This window comes from Mucilaginibacter ximonensis (assembly GCF_042686265.1).
Classification (GTDB): domain Bacteria; phylum Bacteroidota; class Bacteroidia; order Sphingobacteriales; family Sphingobacteriaceae; genus Mucilaginibacter; species Mucilaginibacter ximonensis.
On sequence record NZ_JBHUPD010000002.1, the window covers coordinates 584,036 to 603,824 of the forward strand.

A 19,789-nucleotide genomic window follows, 5' to 3' on the forward strand; every position below is an offset into this window, starting at 1 on the left:
TAAATGGAGTTTTCGCCCGGTCTGGCAGCTATAAATTGCCTACTTTCGAGGCAGCTAAGCCGCATAAATTTATGAAAAATCTATTAACCAAAATAGCCCTTCTCGGCTTAATTATAGCGCCATTTGCCGCGTGGTCGCAAACCGTACAAGTTACCGGCGAGGTGAACACCCCACTCAGCCTTGATGGCACAACCCTGCATCAATTTAAACAGGTAACCGTGACCCGTAAAGACAAGGATGGCAAAACAGATCATACTTATACCGGAGTGATCCTGTCAGACATTCTGAAAAAAGCCGGGGTACCTATGGAGGATGCTTTAAAAGGCCGCAACCTTACCAAATGCGTTTTGGTTAATGCTGCGGACAATTACGAAGTAGCCTTTGCCCTGGCCGAGCTTGATAAAAACTATACCGACCGCATGATCATTTTAGCTGATACTGTGGATGGCCACCCCCTGCCGCAAGGCGAAGGCCCTTTCAGAATTATTGTGCAGGCTGAGAAAAAGCCGGCGAGATGCGTGAGGCAAGTAGTGGGTTTGAAAGTGATGAGTCTGAAACCTTGATTCGTGGGATTTAGGGATTACTTTGATTTTTTGTAAAGGGGGTAGTTGTCTAAACCTTGATTTTGAGGATTTAAGGATTGCCTTGATTTTTTTGTAAAGGGATAATTGTCTAAACCTTGATTTTGAGGATTTAAGGATTGCCTTGAAAGAATTATGCCTTATCGATTAATCAGTAAATCCCGTTGTCGATTAATAAGGAAATTCCATAGTTTAGTTGTCACATGAAGCATAAAGAACTGACAGAAAAAATTATTGGTTGCGCAATGAAAGTACATGCATCAATGGGTAATGGATTTCAAGAAGTAATTTATCAGCGATGCCTGGCAATTGAGATGGAAAAACAAGGGCTAAAATTTGCACGTGAGTTAGAAATGTCCATTTACTATGATAACATAGATGTCGGCACCCGTCGTGTTGATTTTTTTGTTGAAAACCTAATAATGGTCGAATTAAAAGCCCTAATAAACTTAGAAGATGTTCATTTAGCACAAGCCATGAATTATCTGGAAGCGTACAAAATGGATATAGGTTTATTGATAAACTTCGGCTCCAGAAGCCTTCAATTTAAACGCGTTCATAATAATAAAATCTGACCTTGATTTTGAGGATTTAAGGATCGCCTTGATTATGAAATTTAAATAATTAGAGAAAGCGATCACCCGTTAACCCAAAATCAAAGTCAGACTATTCATCTAAACAACCTAACCCAAATCAAGGCCATCCCTAAATCCCACGAATCAAGGTTTAGAAAATTATTGGATTTCCTGATAAATCGATAACACGTAAAATCTTTCAAGGCAATCCTTAAATCCTCAAAATCAAGGTTTAGACATCCACCCCTGTAACAATATCACTGCCGATATATTATCCACCAACGCCTTACTCTGCCTTGCCTTTTTACCCATACCGCTTTGGGCAATAGTTGCCGATGCCATTTTTGAAGTAAATCGTTCATCCAGCATTTCAATGGGGACGTCTGGGAACGTTTTTTTAAGCAAATTCACAAAACCCTTAACGTGTATGGCTGATTGTGAGGGCGTGTTGTCCATCTGTTTCGGTTCGCCCACAACAAAGCGCTCTATCTGCTCGGTTTGCATATAGCGCTTCAGGAAATCAATAATCTGGTTAGGATGTACCGTATCCAAACCGGTTGCAATAATCTGTAAAGGATCTGTCACTGCTACGCCAATGCGTTTGGTGCCGTAGTCGAAAGCCATTACGCGCATAGCAGCACCGGGGTTTGTGAAATGATGTTCATAACTGTAAAGATAAGGGTAAATTAAACACAGCCCATAAAAAAAGCCGCCTCATAAACAGGAGGCGGCTTGCATTATTACAATTATAAACCAGGGTTATTTAATTTCAATTTGCCGGCGTACGGCTTTTGCTTCTTCGCGTTTCGCTATATCTACAATCAATATACCATCGGTGTAGGCAGCCTCAATTTGTTCGGCGTTTGCACTCTCAGGCAGCGTAAATGAGCGCACCCAGGAGCTATAGCTATATTCGCGTTTGCTGTAATTTTTTTGCGTGTTATTTTGCTCGTTTTGGCTTTCAACACTAATATTTAAAACATTGCGGTCGAGGTTTATTTTAAAATCCTCTTTTTTCAGTCCGGGTGCCGCAAGCTCAATATGGAAATGGTCTTCGCTTTCGCTGATGTTAGCAGCAGGCACACGACTGGTCATGCGATCGCTAAAGAAAGTATCGTTAAAAATAGAATCAAAAACGTCATTAAAGCCTGGCAATAATGAACGGTTATTAAGTTTGTCTGGATTGAATTTAACCAATGTCATAGGTCTTCCTCCTTAATTGCTTAATGAATATTACAAATGCTATTAATTAAATAAAAGAACGCGCGTTCAACAGCAAATAATCAAGTGGTGTGCCAATGCCGAAAAACTGAAAAAATTTCAGCATGCGCTGTCAAAATTTCGCCGGCAGCATATCAGCCAAACTGTGAAAATGTCATTTTATCGGTTGACTTATCCTGAATCAGCTTTAAAAAGGTGTTTCATCACAAGGTGTTTCACTCACTTTTTCAAAATTCGGCAAAAAACACTTAATTAACATCATAACAGCCAGTTACAGCGTTTTCCTCAACCTTTACTACTGTTTCAAAGTGTTTCACCCGATTTTGTTATTCGGTTGATTATTAGCAGATTATGACAAAAAGGTGTTTCAAAGTGTTTCATATTTTTCTGAAACACTTTGATGCTAGTCTTTAATAACCTCTACCTCGGCAACCGGGCTAAACAAATAAACCCGACGGGTGGCCAGCTCGGTACATTTATAGCGCTTACGCAGTTTTTCCTCAAGCCGGAAGATGCGACCGTCTTTGAGTTTAAAAAGGGCATGCATGGGCAGTTTTTCAACGGTGTGAACGTCTTCTTTTGGTGCGTCGTATTTGCGCAGCGAGCGGTACAACGTCAAATCAGAGCAGCTTGAAGCAGCCGGATTGTTCAAATAGCTTATAATGGCATGCTTTACATCAGGAGGGAACACCTCTTTCTCAAAGAAGGGCTGCATCATCTTTTTGAAGTTGTTCTTCCATTCGGCCCCATGGGGTTTTACCTTATGTTTATGCTCATTCCAGGTGTGCAGGTGCGCAAACTCATGCACGGTAGTTACCAGGAAAGCATAAGGGTTTAAATCAAAATTAACAGAGATGCGGTGGCCCTTGCCCTGATATGGGGCCCTATAGTCGCCAAATTTAGTGCCGCGATTACGCGAGATCTTGAACTCACACTTAAAGTAATCTATCCAACGGCCAATAAGCGGCGCGGCCTCAGGCGGAAGATACTTTTCTAATACTTTTACTTTATCCAATTCTTACCTCTATTCAAAGATAGTTCTTTAAGCGTAAAGCAGAAACACTAAAGCTTTTACTTCAATAAATGATAAGTAATAAAACTAACTGTATAAGCTAACACGGTCATGTAAGCAAACTGAATAGCCGGCCAGCGCCAGTTTTTAGTTTCGCGATACACCACGGCCACAGTGCTGGCGCACTGCATGGCAAAGGCGTAGAACATCATCAGCGAAAAAGCTACAGCCAAGGTAAATACTGGTTGGCCTGTTTGCGTGTTTTTTGCCTGGTGCATTTTTTCCTGAACAGATTGGATGTTGTCTGCATCGCCGTTTACGCTGTAAATGGTGGCCATTGTGCCCACAAAAACCTCGCGGGCCGCAAATGAGGTGATCAAAGCTATACCGATCTTCCAGTCGAAACCCAAGGGGCGGATAACCGGCTCAATGGTATGACCCAATACGCCGGCATAAGAGCTTTCAAGTTTTTCTGTTGCTATATCGCGGTCAATCTGGTCCTGCGCTATGCCTTTAGTAATTTGCGGATTTTTGTATTTAGCATCAATGCGGGCAAACCTATCGCCCGGTGCGTAAGACGCCAGCACCCACAGTACGATAGAAACTGCAATAATCACTTTGCCTGCCTGCAGCACAAATGATTTTGAACGCTCATACATCGAAAAGGCAACATTCTTCCAGCGCGGCATTCGGTAAACCGGCAGCTCCATAATGAAGTAGCCGCGCTCCCTCGCCTTCAATATAAACTTAAATACCCAGGCCACCAGTACTGCCGAAACCAGGCTGAATATATACATCCCGGTTAAAGCCAGACCCTGCAGGTTAAATACCCACCAGACATTTTTATTAGGTACTACAAGGGCAATCAATAACGTATAAACGGGCAGGCGTGCCGAGCACGTTACCAAAGGTGTCACCATGATGGTGATCATGCGGTCCTTCCAATTTTCGATGGTACGCGTGCTCATGATGGATGGCACGGCACAGGCAAAGCCGCCAATTAACGGCACTACTGATTTACCGTTTAGCCCCACCTTGCGCATCAGCTTATCCATCATAAACGTAACGCGGGACATATAGCCGGTATCTTCTAAAATCGAGATAAAAGCAAACAGAATGGCTATCTGCGGAATAAACACCATCACACCGCTTAAACCGGCAATCACCCCATCAACCAGCAGACTAGTTGCCGGGCCGGCGGGTAAAATCTGGTGCAGTTGGTTTTGTATCCAGACGAAGGAATCCTCGATAAGACTCATTGGATACGAGGCCCAGGAGAATATCGCCTGGAACATAAAGATAAGGATGGCAAAGAAAATGATAAAGCCAAAAACCTTGTGGGTTAATATCTTATCAATCTTGTTGCTCAGGGTTTCATCCTGGGCCGTTGCCGGGATTTTTACTGTGTCGTACAGCAGCTCGTTGATATAACTATAACGGGCAATGGTCTCACTGCCTTGCGCCTTTTGTGAATGGAAATTGTGTTCTTTTTCAAGTGCTTCAATACGGTCTGACTGCGCTGGCGACAAAAATTTAAGGGTTTCGTGCTGATGGGCCAGCTGCAGCGCATAGTAAGGATTATTAATTTGCAGCTCCTTACTGATGCTTTCAATTAATTGCGGGGCAATGGATCTGACCTCAATGCTATCAGCCTGCATAGCCACTTTGTTGGCATTAGCAATAACCTGTTTTAAATCGTCAATACCTATTTGTTTTCGTGCTGCAATAGGCACCACAGGTACGCCCAAATTTTTGGCCAGCAGGTCGACATTAATTTCAATGCCGGTTTTTTTGGCCAGATCCATCATGTTCAGAGCCGCTATTACGGGTATCTTCAGATCGGCAACTTGAGTATAGAGCAGTAAATTTCTTTTAAGGCTTGATGCGTCAAGAATGACAACAACCAGGTCTGGGTTCAAACCATTGGCTTTATCGGCCAATACAGAGAAAACTATGGATTCGTCCTGGCTTTTTGGATATAAGCTGTAGGTGCCGGGTAAGTCGACAATTTCGGCCGTACGGCCATCAGGAAGTTTGGCGTAGCCTACCTTTTTATCAACCGTAACCCCGGGAAAATTCCCTATCTTTTGGTTTAACCCGGTTAAAACGTTAAAGAGCGTTGATTTACCGGTGTTTGGATTCCCAACAAGTGCAACTCTTATATCGGCTTTCAATTATTTATACAAAATGATCGTAGAGGCTTCGCGTTTACGCAGGCTTAACTGGTATCCCGATACGTTGATAGCTATCGGGTCGCCAAGCGGAGCGATACGGTCAACCCTGATCTCTTCGCCAGGCAAACAGCCCATTTCCATCAACTTTACTGACATTTCTAAATCAGTAAATTCTTTTACTATACCTTTTTGACCTACTTGAAGTTGTGAAAGCTTCATCTTTAAATTTATTAACACCTCAAAGGTAATTGCTATTTATAATAAATCCAAATAAGCTGATTTTATTTTCTTTAATATGATTTAAATGCGGTTTTTTAGCGTGTGCTTATTGTAATTATTACACAGGTATGAAAAAAAATTGCATGTATATACATCCTTTTGCCAAAAAATAACGTTCTTTGTGTATTATCTGTAAGCTCACGCTTACAATGTGATAAGGTTTAGGTTGAAAGCCCCCAAGCAGCGAGTGTGCGGGGGCTTTTGTTTTGCCTTGTTTTTTTAACCATAATACCCAGTGAATCAGCTTAAAAAACAACTATATCAGCAATGCCTTAACTATGTGCAACAACGAATGGATGCTGCACAGCAAGGCATAGAGGCCGCGCAGCAGGCATCGCAGGATGATACAAAAAGCAGCGCCGGCGATAAATATGAAACCGGGCGTGAAATGGCGCAACAGGAAACGGACCGGAATATGGCCCAGCTCAATGAGGCCAATAAATTAAAAGTGGCCCTGAGCCATATTAACCCGGCCTTAAAAAATGATAGTGTTGAAACAGGTAGTGTGGTTATTACTAATGCGGCTAAGTTTTATGTGTCTATAAGCGCAGGGGCTATATCCGCCGAAGGCGAAACATATATGGCTATTTCATCGGCGTCGCCAATAGGCGTTAAAATGAAGGGATTAAAAGCGGGGGGTGAATTTAATTTGAACGGGAAAGTTTATAAAATTGAAAGTATTTTATAAGTTCACCAATCTAATCAATTAAAACCTGAAATGAATATGCCTGAAGCTCTGCCCATACTTGATGCTGTTGAATTGCGCGTACTTGGATCGCTTATAGAAAAAAGCCGCGCTACGCCCGACTATTACCCCATGACCGTGAATGCTATAACACTGGCTTGCAACCAAAAAACCTCGCGTAAACCAGTAGTTAATTATGATGACGAAACGGTGATAGAGGCCCTTAACACATTAAAGCGGCGCGGGTTGGTATCAACTGCTACCGGCGGTTCAAGCCGCGCTATCAAATACAAACACAACTTTGCTATTGTTTACCCACTTATTCCGGCTGAACTGGCCATAATGTGTTTGTTAATGCTACGCGGAGCTCAAACGCCCGGTGAAATCAACACAAATGCAGGCAGATTATATGAGTTTGAGTCTATTGAAGAGGTGCAGGAAATGCTGGAGAAGCTTGCCACAGAAGAAACGCCATTTGTGCTGCAATTACCGAAGAGACCGGGACAAAAAGAAGCCCGTTATGCACATCTTTTAGCAGGCGAGCCCGAAATAAGCGCGGACGACGATGATGACCAATCAACACCCCGCCCGGGCAGCGGCTTAGAAACACGCCTGGCGAGAGTGGAGCAAGAACTTGCCGAACTAAGAGAAGCTTTTGACAAGTTGATGAAGGAGCTGAACGGATAAACAAAACACCCTGCCACCTTGTTTATATTCGCAAAAGTTGTGGGGTTATAGTGTAGGTTAAATACGTATAATCTAAGGCCTGAACAATGCATTTTCCTGATAATTTATTTGCGATTACCCTTATTCTAAGCGGATTTGTCACGATAGGTATGTCATTGGCAATTTTAAGGCGAATAAGTAAAGCGGTAAGGTGTTTTGGATACGTAATGCTTAGCATTGGTATATGGGCCGTTACGTACGGTTTCGAACTGTCGTCAGATACCATTAGCCAAATGTTATTCTGGACCGATTTTGAATATCTGGGCGTAGCCGGAGCTCCTACTTTATGGATTATCTTTGTAATCAATTTCACCGGGCGCGAGCAATGGCTCACGCCGCGCATTTATTTCTTGTTATTAATTGAGCCGGTAGTCACGCTTTTATTGGTTTGGACCAACAACTGGCACCACTTACATTATGCTACAGCCCGGGCAGACATTTCCGGACCCTTCCCGCTGCTGGCTTTTACTCCGGGCATCTGGTACAAAATACATACGGTTTATTTTTATTCCATGCTGGGCTGGGGCATGTATATGATCATTGATCGTTTTCGTAAGGCAGATGAGTTTATCAAAAAGCAAAACCGGATTATTTTATTCGGAGCTTTTATTCCCTGGTTGGTCAATGTCACGTATTTGCTTAATCTGAGGCCGTTTGGGCATCTTGACCTGACACCGTTTGCCTTTATTGCCTCTTCTTTAATTATAGCGGTAGGGCTTTTAGGATTTAAATTATTTGACGTTGTGCCTATAGCGCGGGGCAAAATTGTAGATGCTTTACAAGAAGGCGTTTTAGTACTCGATGCGCAAAGCCGCGTGGTAGACCTTAATCCGCAAATGCGTAAGATATTACCCTATAATGGCAATGTTATCGGTGCAACAACAGCGCTTCTTTTTCCGGAGTTAATTGAATTAAACAACACGGTTCACAACCAGGAAAACAGCCGCATTGAGATTACATTGAATGATGGGCGCATTTTTTCCGTCACGCTAACTTCGCTTTTTGAGCGTCAAACCATTTATAGTGGTAAAATAATGGTGTTTCGTGATATTACCGAACGCAAGCAAAATGAAAAAAAGCTGGAGGAGCTTAATAAGCTCAAAGACCGCTTGTTTTCGATTATCTCGCACGATTTACGATCGCCATTGCTTAGCCTGATGGATATTTTAAGCATGGCCAGCGGTGGTATGGTGACTGACGAAGAGTTTAAAAGCTATTTACCTACGCTCACTAAAAACATAGGTTATACATCAGGCCTGGTAGAAAATTTGTTGCAATGGTCTAAAAGCCAGTTAGAGGGTACTGTTATTAATGCCGTACACTTTGATATTAAAGATAATGTAACTTATCTCATTAACAACTTTAGCCAAACAGCTAACGATAAAGGCGTCAGTCTAAACAGCAATATCCACGTACCGGTAATGGTTTATGCCGATATGGATATGGTGCAGGGCGTTTTGCGTAACCTGATATCAAATGCCATTAAATTTTGCCGCGCCGGCGATAAAATAACCGTCGATGCCTGCATTAAGAAAAATATGGCGACCGTCTGGATCTCGGATACCGGGGTAGGTATAGCCGCGGAAAATCTTGAAAAACTTTTTGGCAACTATAATTTTACTACCCGGGGCACAACCAATGAGCAAGGCACCGGTTTGGGGTTATTGCTTTGCAAAGATTTTATAGAAAAAAACGGCGGCACCATTTGGGTTGAAAGCAACCAGGGCCAGGGAAGTAGTTTTTATTTCACTTTGCCGCTTGATCCGGAATCATAATATCTGTCATTCGGCAATCTTCCTGGTATTTAACACGCTAACCAACAAGTTTAGTTGTAAATAAAGCTACCGTCGCCGCGGCGCTGCATAGCCCGGCCATTACGCTGCGGCGTTCCGCTCCATTTTTGCAGGTTCAATCGCAATCCAACCATAAAGTAGCGGCTCAGAGTGTTTGATATGGTATTGGTTTCGCCCTGCGCGTTTACAATTTTTTGCTGGTAGTTGTTTTGGTGCAGCAAATCGTATACGTTGAAAGTAAATACCAGATTGCGTTTTTCCAGGAACTCCTTTTCAAAGCCGGCATTTATTACCAACGGAGTTGTATTGCCGCTGTTAATGCCGGTGATATACCTTTTGGTGGCATCATAATTAATTTGCCAGGTTTTAAAGAAATACATACGGCCCTGTAACCCTAATGAGGTTGTAGTAACTTGTGGGTTATTTAGGTTTGCATTAGCTGATGTTTGCGGCAAAGAAGTAAAGTATCGTGCTATGTCATATCCAACAAATGGATTAATCTCAAAATCATCAGAAGGGGTTATGCGGGGGCCAAAACGTTCATCAAATCTCCAGGTTGTCTGATGATAAAGGACGCTCTCAAGCATCACCGGAGCGTAAGAATAAGAGATGTTTCCGTTTAATGCCAGGTTCACTGCCCGGTTTTCTGACTGCTTGGAGATTGAATACCGGCCGACAACAGACTTTGTTCCGTCAACATTTAAATATTGCGTCTCATTTACCTTGCGTACACCAACCAGCGGGTTGCTGTTATTTTCAACAATGGCGTTATCAACCGCACTTGCAACTACACCAAACGACAGATTGAACTTTGAGTTAGCAAAGTAATTGTTGTATTGCGCATTCAATGAATTTGTGAACGACGGCTTCAGATCAGGATTACCTACAATAATATGGCCCGGGTTAGATATATCTGTAAACGGTTGTATTTCGGTAAAGCTTGGCTCTTGATTGCTGCCGCTATAAGTTAAGGTAAACCTTTCTGTCCGCGACCATGAATAAGCAAAACGAAACGCAGGAATGACCCTGAAGTTGCTGATAGAAGACGAGGCATTTGTACCCAGCGCTGCATTTAGCTTTGTGCCCTCCAGATAAAAAGGCACAGCCGACGCGCCGACCGAAACATTAAGTTTTTTATCAACAAACCGGTAGTCGACCGTTGCACGGGCATCCGTTACCGTATAATCATAAACACTGCTTAGGTTTGGCGCGGGTATTAAATTATTATCTTTATCATAAACAGAAACCATAGAATTAGCTGTGTTTTCACGACGGCTCCAGTTAGTACTAAACTCCAGTAATGACTTGGTGCTTAGTGGTTCAACATAAGTCATGATAGCCTGGAGACTCTTTGTTTCATTAACCCTGTTAGTAACGTTGTGTGCAATTGAGTCTTTTAGCGGCAACGGGATATTAAGCGTTGTGTCGGCGTAATATTTGTAAGAGGTGTTTTGTTGGCCGTCTGCTTTTGATTGGGAGTAATTATAAGCCAACTGTAACGAAAAGTTACGCTTAGGTTTTTTAAACAAATGCAGGTAAAACGCGGTGATGCCATAATTAGTGCTTGAGTTAAGCGAAGAATTGGTGCCATTATCAACCCGGTGTTCAAAAACGCTGGTGTCTCCAGGTTTTGTAGGTAAATAATAATTGGATGCATCCTGAAATGATGAGTTCGTGGACGTTGAACTGCTGTAACTATAATTTGGAGTGATCTGTAAATAATTGGCGCTATCTAAATTAATATCCATCTCAAAACGCAGGTTATGCGATTTGCTGTCGTTTTCAGAGGTGCTGTTTCTTTTGAACGGGCCGTTTGTAACATAGCTGCGGCCATAGCTTTCATTAAAAGCATTGTTGTCTCTGAAGTTATAGGCATAACTGCCCACTACCTGAATTTTTTTGCTCCACTGGTCGCGATAGTTAAATGATGGTGAGCCAGAGCGTGTGGTACCACCGCTTGGAGCATTTCCACCGCCACCACCACGGCCAACGGCGCTGCCGCCACTGCCGTCATTATTTGCGCCGCCCTGCACGCCGGTTGATTGCACACCTAATACAGTATTACGCAGGTTGCCAATAAGGCCCAACTGTTCGTTAGCATTAAGGCGCTGAACAAATAGCTGACCATTATACCGCCCGGCGCTTCCATATTGCCCTATTGCACGGCCCGTTGTACCTACTGAGCGGTCGGCCTTGGTTGTTACGTTCAATATCTTTTGCGGGTCTCCGTCTTTAATACCGGTACGAGCGGCCTGGTCGCCGTAGTCGTCAACAATCTGTACTTTTTCGATAATATCTGCAGGTAAATTTTGGATAGCCTGTGCTACATCGCCGCCGGCGTATTCTTTACCGTTTAACTTAGCTTTGGTTACTTGCTGACCCTGATGCGTTAAGGTGCCGTCTGTGCCAACTTCCATGCCTTCCATTTTCTTTAACAGCTCATCAAGTGTCGCATTTGCGCGTACCTTATAATCGCTGGCGCGGTACTCCACGGTATCTTCTTTATAAGTTACGCTAGGGGTTCCGTTAATATTTACGGTGTTTAAAACGTTGTTTGAGGTTTTTAGCGTAATTGGGTCAAGTACCAGGTTTTTTTTTGCATCACTGAAAGCATATTTAGAAACAAAGTTTTTGTAGCCTATGCTGGTAACTGTAATATTAAACACGTTTTGTTTAACATTATGCATTACAAATATGCCATCGTTATTGGTTATAACGTTGATGGTATCTGACTTTGACTTAAGGGTTACCGTAGCGCCTATAACGGTTTGGCCGGTTTCATCTTTAATGATACCGCTCACCTCGCGTCTGGCCAGCGGCGGCGCCACAGTAGTGTTGGGTTGATTACCGCGGTTGCCACGAACGCGGTTTCCTCCCTGGTCTTCTCCGCCCTCCCCAAAATTACCCCTTTGCGCCCATACCTGAGCTGCCGATAAAATGATGAATGATACAAGCAATAATCTCTTCATGTTTTTACTATGATTAAGGTGGGGTGTTTATTTTTTTGCCAGAGAATATTTGCCCCAAAAATCGCTCGGTGTCATTAAATCAAACATGTTCAATGTGTTTGGTCCGCCATTACCGCCCGGGCCTGACGGGCCGCCACCCCATTCAGGCTGAAAGCCGTTCAGTACAATATGGTAAGCCATTTCTTTAGTGCTTTCTGGCGTAAGATTAAAGTACTTTAGGGGTATAGACATCTCAAGTGTCAGTCCGCCGTCGGTATCAAAATTCAAGGCGGTTTTAATACCGTCTGTATTATAAATTGATATCAGTGTGTCGGTAATCGGCTTTATATTCAGTACCCTGATCTGTTTGGCAGCAATGATGGTCCGCTGGTGCAGTTGGTTCATCAATTCCGTATCTACGCCGGCATTCCGGTTCTCAAAACGCTCACTGATATTGCCACCCAGGCGCTCCGGATGTTCAATAACCGGAAAAGTTACACTTGGCGCATCTTTATCTTTTTTCTTACCTTCAGTATTTACTATTAAATCAACTCCGCCGGCTATAATCTTTGCCTTGGTCGTAAAATCGGTCGACTTAACCACCAGGTACATGTTTTTTTCATCATTCGATAAAATGTAGAGCAGGCGCGTGTTGCGGTTATAAGCTTTAAAATTATTGTTCCACTCATTAAGCTTACCGTCAATCTTAACTGGCGAAGGCGCAAATACACTTTCCTTCTGTACCGATTCGAGTTTTTTGGGGTCAAATGCCTGTGCAAAAATACAAGTGCGGGCCAGCATGAATAAAACAGTTAAAAGGGAAAGCTTTTTCATTCCAAAAAACAAATAAAATGCAGCCAGATTTTGATAAGGCATGAACAAGGTTAGTAATTGATCATCAATGATAAAAATAAAGTATACCACCGCAATGATTGTAGCGACAAATTTACGGATTAGTGCGACCAGCTAACTTTGAAATTGGGCTGTTTACAAAGTTACCGGGTTAGTGCAATGTAAAGGTTAACTGTAAAGTTATTATCTGCATCAGTAATGCGAAGCTCGTGCTTGTCCGGGTATAAAATTGCCAGCCGCCGCCGGACATTGGCAATGCCTATACCCGAATTGTTGTCCTTAGAAACGTCCTGCGGACTAATACTATTGCCAACTCTGAAATTTAGTTCACTTTTGGCTTCATCCACCGAAACAAAAATATTAATAACCGGATTGTCGATCATGCCGATACCATGCTTAAACGCGTTTTCAACAAACGGGATTAATAACATGGGCTCAATCGTAAGCAGATCCAGCGCGCCATGGGTTTCCAGGTTTACTTTGACGTTATTGCCGTATCGCAGCATTTGCAGGTTGATATAACTTTTCAGGTACTCAACTTCTTTGCTCAGCAATACGCGATTGTCGTCGCTCTCGTAGAGCATATAGCGCATTAGTTGCGACAGACTGATAAGCGAGGGTTCCAGTTGATCAGACTTTTTGCGGGCCAGCGACACTAAATTATTCAGTACATTGAACATAAAATGCGGACTAATCTGCGAGCGTAAAAATGTTAGTTCAGATTGCAGGCCGATATTTTCGCGCTCTTTGTCCATTTGTTGCCTGGCACGGTTGTCTAATATGACGCGGTAACAAAAACTACAAAGTATTGCTACTAGTGATGATAATATGGGCGTCAGGCTAAACGGATTGCGGAAATTACGGCGTGGGTGCCACGGACGGAATGGGGGACCGAACTCGCGGTTATTTAGGGTGTCACCCATTGGCATACGACGCGCAAATCGGCCAGGGTGCGGGCCGTCAATATGCAGCATATGCCAGCAAAACCAATAACCCACCAGCAAAAACAATAGCACCGTTACATAAAGGGCTATATTTTTATCCCAAATTGGGTAAACAATGTATGTGTGAATGTAAAACAGGCAAAGCAACAGGGTGTAGCTAATCATCACATTCGTAATAATACGGGCGTGTTCTGCACTCGGTGGGTTGTTGCTGCTGTCAATTCCTAAGATGAAGGGTAGCACCAGCAGCAACAGCCATACTACAAAAGGCATTGCTATCAAAAACAACCGGCTACTGATCAGTTTTTTCATGACACAAATAAAATCAGAAAACACCAAAATGTAACATCTATGAGACAAAACACCATATTGTTGCGACGAATAGCGAATTGTTTGTGACAATTAATAGCTATTATTGTATAAACCAATGTATGAACTGCATCATAATTGACGACGAACCGCTGGCGCTTGAGTTGCTGGAAGATAATATCCGGATGGTTGAGGGGCTGGATCTGGTAGGCAGTTATCAATCGGCTATACCGGCTATGGAGGCCCTGCAGCAGCAAACCATTGACCTGGTATTTTGCGACATCCAGATGCCAGGTGTTAACGGCCTGCAGTTTGTAAAAAGTCTGGCCAATAAACCGCTCATTATTTTTGTAACAGCGTACGACCAATTTGCATTGGATGGGTTTGAATTGGACGTAATTGATTATTTGCTCAAACCCGTGGCCGTTGAGCGTTTCCTGAAAGCGTGTAATAAGGCTAAAGCCATTTATGAGCAAAGCAAACGCGTTGCAAGCCCTGACGCAGACAAGCGTCGTAAATACATTTTCCTGTATGCTGACTATAACCTGATTAAAGTTAACCACGAGGATATTATGTACATTGAGGGCTTGAAAGATTACGTAAAGATTTATCTGAGCAACGCGCTCAGGCCTATTATATCGCGTGTAACTATCAAATCATTAGAGAGCCAGTTGCCGGTTGACGATTTTTTCAGAATTCACAAATCGTACATCGTAAACCTGGATCATGTGCATTCTATTCGAAAAGGCCGTGTAAAAGTGGCTGATGTTGAAGTGCCGTTTAGTGATAGTTACAAGGATGTGATTGACAGAATGACGGGACGATTAGATTAATCTCATACCGTTGTGCTTGCGATTGCCACGCTCGCGGTGACAAAATTTGGCAAACAAAAAAACGATGCAACCTTTCAGCTGCACCGTTTAATCAAACCTAAACCTATTTTACATGAAAACGGGATCACATCCCTAGAAGATTACATCTGGATAATCAATTCATCTAAAGGTCTGCGTACTTTTGCCGCCTTGCTAAAATGATCGTCCTCTGCGCGGAAACCAATTGGCGCAATTACAGCGGTAGTTAATCCCTTTTCTTTCAACCCTAAAATTTCATCGTACTTAGCAGCATCAAAGCCTTCCATACCAGTGGCATCAATACCCAAATCAGCAGCGGCGCTTATCAAAACACCTAAGGCAATGTAAGCTTGTTTTTTATTCCAGTTGATTTTGTCTTCTTCAGTACGGCTGTTTACGCTGTTTTTTATATTGTTTTCAAAAAGTTCGAGGGTTGAGCGGTCTACGCCACGAACCTGGGCAATACGGTCAATATAATTTTTTACATACTCGCCGTCCAGGCCGGTCTCGGCTGCAAATACCAATACATGCGAAGATGTAGTTAATTGCTGTTGGCCATAAGAGGCCTCACGCAGCCGCGCTTTAATTTCAGGATCGCTAACTACGATTATGCGATAAGCCTGTAACCCGGCTGATGAAGGCGATAATTGTACGGCGTGTAGTAAGCTGTTTAACTGTTCCTGACTAACCTTTTTGGTTTCGTCGAATTTTTTGGTGGCGTAGCGCCAGTTTAATTTATCTAGTAATGACATGACTTGAACATCTAATTTCAAGACAAAATTAGATGTTTAAACATTTATATATGTCATCACAGGGTAATTACAATTTCCCCTGTTCTTTTAGCGCTTTACGCTTGGCTTTGATATCGTCTTTTATAGCGCGTTTCTCCTGGCGTATCTCTTTACCGGTCTTGCCTGTTGGGTCAATAGCATTAATGCGCTGCTCCTGCTCGTCCTTAAGCATCTGGTCGGTTTTTTGAGCCGTAGTATCTTTTTTACCAAATAAACGCTGAAAGAAATTCGGTTTTTTCTCGACAACGGGTTCGTCAATAACCGGGATTGCAGAGTCGATTTCATCATCAACCGGGGAGTTTAAAATACGACTGGCTGCTGCCGAATCAACCGGAGCAACGCGGCGGCGCAGGCTTTCTTTTAACCTAACGGTATAGAATCCGTATGAGCTGCTGTCAGCCTGCACAAATCCTTTACCCATCATCATTCGGCCAAGTGAGTTAAAATAGTTTTCCAGTCCCGGGCGCAAGCTGCCATCAGGCAGGAAAGCATATAACCCGGTTTTGGGGTGCGGCACAATGCTGGCCAAATAAATACTTTCCCCCAGATTAAGCTCAGCGGGCGTTTTGCCAAAATAATAACGAGCCGCCTCCGCAATACCATAAATACCCGGGCCCCATTCTATAATGTTAAAATAAACCTCCAACATGCGATCTTTGGTCATGATATTGTTGTTCTCAATCAGCCAAACAATTAATATTTCCTCGATTTTACGGCTCAGGGTCTTTTTACGTGTAAGGAACGAGTTTTTGACCAATTGCATAGAAATGGTACTACCGCCACGCTTAAACTGGTGCTTTTTGATATCGGTTATGATAGACTGGCGAATGGCCTTTTCCACGAAACCGTGATTTTTATAAAAGGTAGGGTCTTCGGCCGTCATCACCGCGTTGCGTAGATAGGGCGATATGTCTTCAAGCGGAGTATAGTCGGGGTTTGAAGGCCCGATCATATGCGAAGGCATGGGTTTGTCTTTTTCGTACGGGGTATAAAGAAAAGGGCGGTTAAGTTTGCTCAGATCGGTTTTGCCGTAGGCAATAATCTTAAAATCAGCGCTTTTGTCCATTCTTGAATCAACCTGCAAGCTGTCGGGCTGGCTTTTATTCAGGAAAAAGTTAGCCGAATAATTAAGCTTCCCGGCCACTTTAATGCCCGACAATGACTCAAACATCCCGTTAGGAAATGAATCAAACAGATCTTGTGCATTTTGCCAACCTGTAGATACTTTAAGTTCATAGATCTTGGTGGGGTTAAGCGTGTATTTAATGAACGGATGTGCACTCAGCTTTTTAAGGTGAATAACCGAAGAGCTATCCAGCGATATATAATTTGGCCCCACATAAAAGTTGGCTTCTACCGACCCATCGGGTATCACAATATCATTAGCAGCAAGCCCCGGCTGGTTAATTAATAGGTTGTGTGCGCTGCAGTAGGTTTCAATCCGGGTTTCGCCGCTGCTATGCTTAACATTGTTAAGCTTAATAGTAATATTATCGAAATTGACCTTTGCATTAAAACGTTTGCTGATAAACGGAACCTCGACCTTACCATTATCTGCATACAACTTAATATCGATTTGTTTTTCGCTTGGGTGCATGGTGCCTGAGAGATGCCAGGTTGCCACGGTATCATTTAGTTTTATGGTAGATGTCAGCCGGCCGCCATCTATACGGGCGGTTTGGGTTAATAGCTTTAATTGAGTGCTATCGTTCTTAAATGATATCAGAAAATTATTGACCAGCAGGTTATCTGGTATTTTATATAAAACCTGCCTGATCAGGTTATTCGACAGTTCGCTCAGATCGACTTTAGTATGGGTTTGTGTGGTGTCTGCCTTCTTTTTAAACAAAAAATCAAAGTTTTTGACACCCTTAATATCAGTCAGGTTCAGGTGCCCGTTCAGCAGGTCGACATTAGCCAGTTTGACGTTGCCGAACAACAAGGGAAACAGTTTAATACTTACGTCAAAATGTTTAATGTTTAATAAACTATCCCTGTTTTCAGGAACGATAACGATATCAGTACAAGTAACCGTGGTTAAGCCGGTAAAATGCGCCGAGCCAATTTGCAGGTCAAGGTTATACTTCTTTTTAGCCAGCGCTTTAGCCTTGACAATTTCATGTTGTAAAATGGCTTCGCGCTTTGAAAACGCAATGTATCCGCTAATAAGCAACACAACTATTAAAGAAACAGCAACTATTACCGCTATGCGGATATATTTAGGATTAAGGCGGCGCATCAACAAATTTTTATCCAAAACTAAACTAATTTGTAAGGTTACAAACGTCAGGAGTGCTAAAATGTTTATTTAACGCAGATGCGCCGCCTTTTATTTTGATGATAAGGGCTGTCCAATATCGCCTTACATTTTCATCATACCATCCATCTTTAACATCGACGCGCTAATGCGCAGATAAACCTGTAAGCTCAAAGGCGCCGAGCCATCACGTCGTCGCCGTTCATCATGTGTATGCTTTTTGGGTTTCGTGGTATCAGATTTGGCTTGCTGCGCCTATACAGACATCGCGGCAGCCAGAAATATAGCGGTAGTGGTAACTAATAAAGGGTTCATTTGTGATAAAAATAAATCGTAAAAATAAACGCGCCGGGCAGCTTAACTGCAGGTGCGAAATTTAAAAGACGATAAGTTTATCAAATATGGAGGCTACAGTTTTTGATATACTGTGCCTCTTTGCCCGATGACGGCGAAGGAGGAGGTGGCGTTGCATTCAGCTTGTCAAGCAAGGCCTGCTGTGCCGACAAAACATAGTCGCCAAAAGGAATTTTAGAGATCTCAAAGCCAAACAGCTTCTTCATCAGCGAAGGCGACTCGGTTTGATGAGAGTCTTTGATCTTTACATCGACTTGTTTCTCCTTACAACATTTTTTTGATGCCATAGGCACCGAGCAGGTTTTTGTTGGTCCGTTAACCGTAACCCCCGCGAAAACCTTACCGCAAAAATGTAAATGAAGCGCAAAAGCCAGGGCTGTAATTAAATACACCTTGACGGTAAACATTGCTGAGAAGCGTTTCATCATGTTACAAAGCTAATTGTTAGGATTTTAAAATACAAGAGCCGTGTTAATTGAAAAGAAAAACCATACGCTGTCCAGACGCGGGCTATTAACCCTTTTGAGGATGATCTAATTGACCGGTTAAATTTCACTAAAAATGAAATGCTTATTGTACTTTGAAGTATATTAGTCATATCGGTTATTAGTATTCTATGAGAATCTTTTTAATAATTATTATAGCAGGATTATTTGCTACCAACAAAGTAGAAGGGCAGATTTCATATTCGCCGGTTGAAAGCAAATTGCTTATATCGAAATCGGGGGATTTGACTGAACTCGTTTGCTCAAGCGCAACGATATTAGTCAAATTTGAGCTGAAGCATGCGTTGGCTATCCAGTCGCAAAATATTTTATCTGTTGATGATCAAACCATTCAAGTTACCCCATTAAAAGTTAGCGGGTATAGAAATGCTACAGACTTACAAAATATAAATAGTCAAAAAAATGTCCTGCAGGCTTACGCCGAATATGAGTTAGATTATTTTAAAAATGACTTGCATACTGAATTAATAAACCCCAACAATCAGTGGGTTATAACTAAATCAAAGGGATGGTTTATTTGGTATTTCAAGGTTGGCAGCGTGCCGGTCAACGTAGCCAAACAAGTTAAAATCCAATTATTCGCCTCAACAATTGTTGGAGATAATATTTTGACTATTAACGCGCCTATATTTACTGAAAGCGACTTTACTAAGGCCGGGTTAATTGTAAATGAGATGATGGAAACATTGACCATTCTTAAACAATAAACCACGACGGGATCAGGCGGTCGAGGTTAAAAGGCATTTAATGCAAGAAGCCGGTTGTAAACTCTTCTAACAAAAAAAAGCCGCCCTACTTTCGTAGAGCGGCTTTGTAGCCCGTAGGGGAATCGAACCCCTGTTTGAAGAATGAAAATCTCCTGTCCTAACCCCTAGACGAACGGGCCATTTGTTAAATGGTTTCCCTTATTTTGGGACTGCAAAGATATACG

The 19,789-nt window shown here is 42.6% G+C and carries 18 protein-coding genes and 1 tRNA gene; 7 read left to right on the top strand and 12 right to left on the bottom strand.

Annotated features, from left to right (window positions below):
• The first annotated feature begins 71 nt into the window (after positions 1-71).
• On the top strand, positions 72-563 hold the full coding sequence (locus tag ACFS5N_RS10125; RefSeq protein ID WP_377184932.1) for a molybdopterin-dependent oxidoreductase: 492 nt from the start codon (positions 72-74) through the stop codon (positions 561-563).
• 221 nt (positions 564-784) lie between these two features.
• Positions 785-1,156 (top strand): GxxExxY protein, encoded by a 372-nt coding sequence (locus ACFS5N_RS10130; protein WP_377184934.1) that lies wholly within the window; start codon positions 785-787, stop codon positions 1,154-1,156.
• A 225-nt stretch (positions 1,157-1,381) separates the two neighbouring features.
• Here the strand turns inward: ACFS5N_RS10130 and ruvX are convergent, their stop codons facing one another.
• The 5 genes from ruvX to ACFS5N_RS10155 form a co-directional block, all read right to left on the bottom strand.
• Positions 1,382-1,789, bottom strand: coding sequence for a Holliday junction resolvase RuvX (ruvX, locus tag ACFS5N_RS10135; protein WP_377184936.1), 408 nt, complete (start codon positions 1,787-1,789; stop codon positions 1,382-1,384).
• A gap of 126 nt (positions 1,790-1,915) precedes the next feature.
• A complete protein-coding gene (locus tag ACFS5N_RS10140) occupies positions 1,916-2,359 on the bottom strand; it encodes an Hsp20/alpha crystallin family protein (RefSeq protein ID WP_377184938.1) in 444 nt (147 codons plus the stop codon).
• A gap of 421 nt (positions 2,360-2,780) precedes the next feature.
• A complete protein-coding gene (locus ACFS5N_RS10145) occupies positions 2,781-3,392 on the bottom strand; it encodes a SprT-like domain-containing protein (protein WP_377184940.1) in 612 nt (203 codons plus the stop codon).
• A gap of 56 nt (positions 3,393-3,448) precedes the next feature.
• Positions 3,449-5,563: a ferrous iron transport protein B gene (gene feoB / locus ACFS5N_RS10150; protein WP_377184942.1), complete on the bottom strand. Its 2,115-nt coding sequence runs from the start codon at positions 5,561-5,563 to the stop codon at positions 3,449-3,451.
• Positions 5,564-5,782, bottom strand: a complete 219-nt coding sequence (locus tag ACFS5N_RS10155) for a FeoA family protein (RefSeq protein WP_377184944.1) — start codon at positions 5,780-5,782, stop codon at positions 5,564-5,566.
• Between the two features lie 295 nt (positions 5,783-6,077).
• Here ACFS5N_RS10155 and ACFS5N_RS10160 point away from each other — a divergent pair, with 295 nt between their 5' ends.
• From ACFS5N_RS10160 to ACFS5N_RS10170, 3 genes are all read left to right on the top strand, one after another.
• A complete protein-coding gene (locus ACFS5N_RS10160) occupies positions 6,078-6,530 on the top strand; it encodes a 3-oxoacyl-ACP synthase (protein WP_377184946.1) in 453 nt (150 codons plus the stop codon).
• Positions 6,531-6,560: 30 nt separating this feature from the next.
• Positions 6,561-7,214: a YceH family protein gene (locus tag ACFS5N_RS10165; RefSeq protein ID WP_377184948.1), complete on the top strand. Its 654-nt coding sequence runs from the start codon at positions 6,561-6,563 to the stop codon at positions 7,212-7,214.
• An 86-nt stretch (positions 7,215-7,300) separates the two neighbouring features.
• Positions 7,301-9,028 (top strand): sensor histidine kinase, encoded by a 1,728-nt coding sequence (locus tag ACFS5N_RS10170; RefSeq protein ID WP_377184950.1) that lies wholly within the window; start codon positions 7,301-7,303, stop codon positions 9,026-9,028.
• A 50-nt stretch (positions 9,029-9,078) separates the two neighbouring features.
• Here ACFS5N_RS10170 and ACFS5N_RS10175 read toward each other — a convergent pair whose 3' ends face one another.
• From ACFS5N_RS10175 to ACFS5N_RS10185, 3 genes are all read right to left on the bottom strand, one after another.
• On the bottom strand, positions 9,079-12,015 hold the full coding sequence (locus ACFS5N_RS10175; RefSeq protein WP_377184952.1) for a TonB-dependent receptor: 2,937 nt from the start codon (positions 12,013-12,015) through the stop codon (positions 9,079-9,081).
• Positions 12,016-12,042: 27 nt separating this feature from the next.
• Positions 12,043-12,870, bottom strand: coding sequence for a hypothetical protein (locus ACFS5N_RS10180; RefSeq protein ID WP_377184954.1), 828 nt, complete (start codon positions 12,868-12,870; stop codon positions 12,043-12,045).
• 119 nt (positions 12,871-12,989) lie between these two features.
• Positions 12,990-14,102: a sensor histidine kinase gene (locus ACFS5N_RS10185; protein WP_377184956.1), complete on the bottom strand. Its 1,113-nt coding sequence runs from the start codon at positions 14,100-14,102 to the stop codon at positions 12,990-12,992.
• Positions 14,103-14,221: 119 nt separating this feature from the next.
• Here ACFS5N_RS10185 and ACFS5N_RS10190 point away from each other — a divergent pair, with 119 nt between their 5' ends.
• Positions 14,222-14,932, top strand: coding sequence for a LytR/AlgR family response regulator transcription factor (locus tag ACFS5N_RS10190; protein ID WP_377184958.1), 711 nt, complete (start codon positions 14,222-14,224; stop codon positions 14,930-14,932).
• 140 nt (positions 14,933-15,072) lie between these two features.
• Here the strand turns inward: ACFS5N_RS10190 and ACFS5N_RS10195 are convergent, their stop codons facing one another.
• From ACFS5N_RS10195 to ACFS5N_RS10205, 3 genes are all read right to left on the bottom strand, one after another.
• Positions 15,073-15,702 carry an NAD(P)H-dependent oxidoreductase gene (locus ACFS5N_RS10195; protein ID WP_377184960.1) on the bottom strand — a complete coding sequence of 210 codons (630 nt, stop codon included), beginning with the start codon at positions 15,700-15,702 and terminating at the stop codon, positions 15,073-15,075.
• Between the two features lie 67 nt (positions 15,703-15,769).
• Positions 15,770-17,980, bottom strand: a complete 2,211-nt coding sequence (locus ACFS5N_RS10200) for a transglycosylase domain-containing protein (protein WP_377184962.1) — start codon at positions 17,978-17,980, stop codon at positions 15,770-15,772.
• Between the two features lie 413 nt (positions 17,981-18,393).
• Complete coding sequence (locus ACFS5N_RS10205; RefSeq protein ID WP_377184964.1) at positions 18,394-18,780, bottom strand: HYC_CC_PP family protein; 387 nt, start codon at positions 18,778-18,780, stop codon at positions 18,394-18,396.
• Between the two features lie 278 nt (positions 18,781-19,058).
• Between ACFS5N_RS10205 and ACFS5N_RS10210 the strand changes: the two genes are divergently transcribed.
• Positions 19,059-19,565, top strand: coding sequence for a hypothetical protein (locus ACFS5N_RS10210; protein ID WP_377184966.1), 507 nt, complete (start codon positions 19,059-19,061; stop codon positions 19,563-19,565).
• Positions 19,566-19,672: 107 nt separating this feature from the next.
• Here the strand turns inward: ACFS5N_RS10210 and ACFS5N_RS10215 are convergent.
• Positions 19,673-19,744, bottom strand: a tRNA-Glu gene (locus tag ACFS5N_RS10215).
• Positions 19,745-19,789: the final 45 nt, after the last annotated feature.

Excerpts from the sequence above, each read along its gene's own strand:
- ACFS5N_RS10125 (WP_377184932.1), top strand. The coding sequence starts at position 72 with ATGAAAAATCTATTAACCAAAATAGCCCTTCTCGGCTTAATTATAGCG.
- ACFS5N_RS10130 (WP_377184934.1), top strand. The coding sequence starts at position 785 with ATGAAGCATAAAGAACTGACAGAAAAAATTATTGGTTGCGCAATGAAA.
- ruvX (WP_377184936.1), bottom strand. The coding sequence starts at position 1,789 with ATGCGCGTAATGGCTTTCGACTACGGCACCAAACGCATTGGCGTAGCA.
- ACFS5N_RS10140 (WP_377184938.1), bottom strand. The coding sequence starts at position 2,359 with ATGACATTGGTTAAATTCAATCCAGACAAACTTAATAACCGTTCATTA.
- ACFS5N_RS10155 (WP_377184944.1), bottom strand. The coding sequence starts at position 5,782 with ATGAAGCTTTCACAACTTCAAGTAGGTCAAAAAGGTATAGTAAAAGAA.
- ACFS5N_RS10165 (WP_377184948.1), top strand. The coding sequence starts at position 6,561 with ATGAATATGCCTGAAGCTCTGCCCATACTTGATGCTGTTGAATTGCGC.
- ACFS5N_RS10170 (WP_377184950.1), top strand. The coding sequence starts at position 7,301 with ATGCATTTTCCTGATAATTTATTTGCGATTACCCTTATTCTAAGCGGA.
- ACFS5N_RS10175 (WP_377184952.1), bottom strand. The coding sequence starts at position 12,015 with ATGAAGAGATTATTGCTTGTATCATTCATCATTTTATCGGCAGCTCAG.
- ACFS5N_RS10180 (WP_377184954.1), bottom strand. The coding sequence starts at position 12,870 with ATGCCTTATCAAAATCTGGCTGCATTTTATTTGTTTTTTGGAATGAAA.
- ACFS5N_RS10185 (WP_377184956.1), bottom strand. The coding sequence starts at position 14,102 with ATGAAAAAACTGATCAGTAGCCGGTTGTTTTTGATAGCAATGCCTTTT.
- ACFS5N_RS10190 (WP_377184958.1), top strand. The coding sequence starts at position 14,222 with ATGAACTGCATCATAATTGACGACGAACCGCTGGCGCTTGAGTTGCTG.
- ACFS5N_RS10195 (WP_377184960.1), bottom strand. The coding sequence starts at position 15,702 with ATGTCATTACTAGATAAATTAAACTGGCGCTACGCCACCAAAAAATTC.
- ACFS5N_RS10200 (WP_377184962.1), bottom strand. The coding sequence starts at position 17,980 with ATGCGCCGCCTTAATCCTAAATATATCCGCATAGCGGTAATAGTTGCT.
- ACFS5N_RS10205 (WP_377184964.1), bottom strand. The coding sequence starts at position 18,780 with ATGATGAAACGCTTCTCAGCAATGTTTACCGTCAAGGTGTATTTAATT.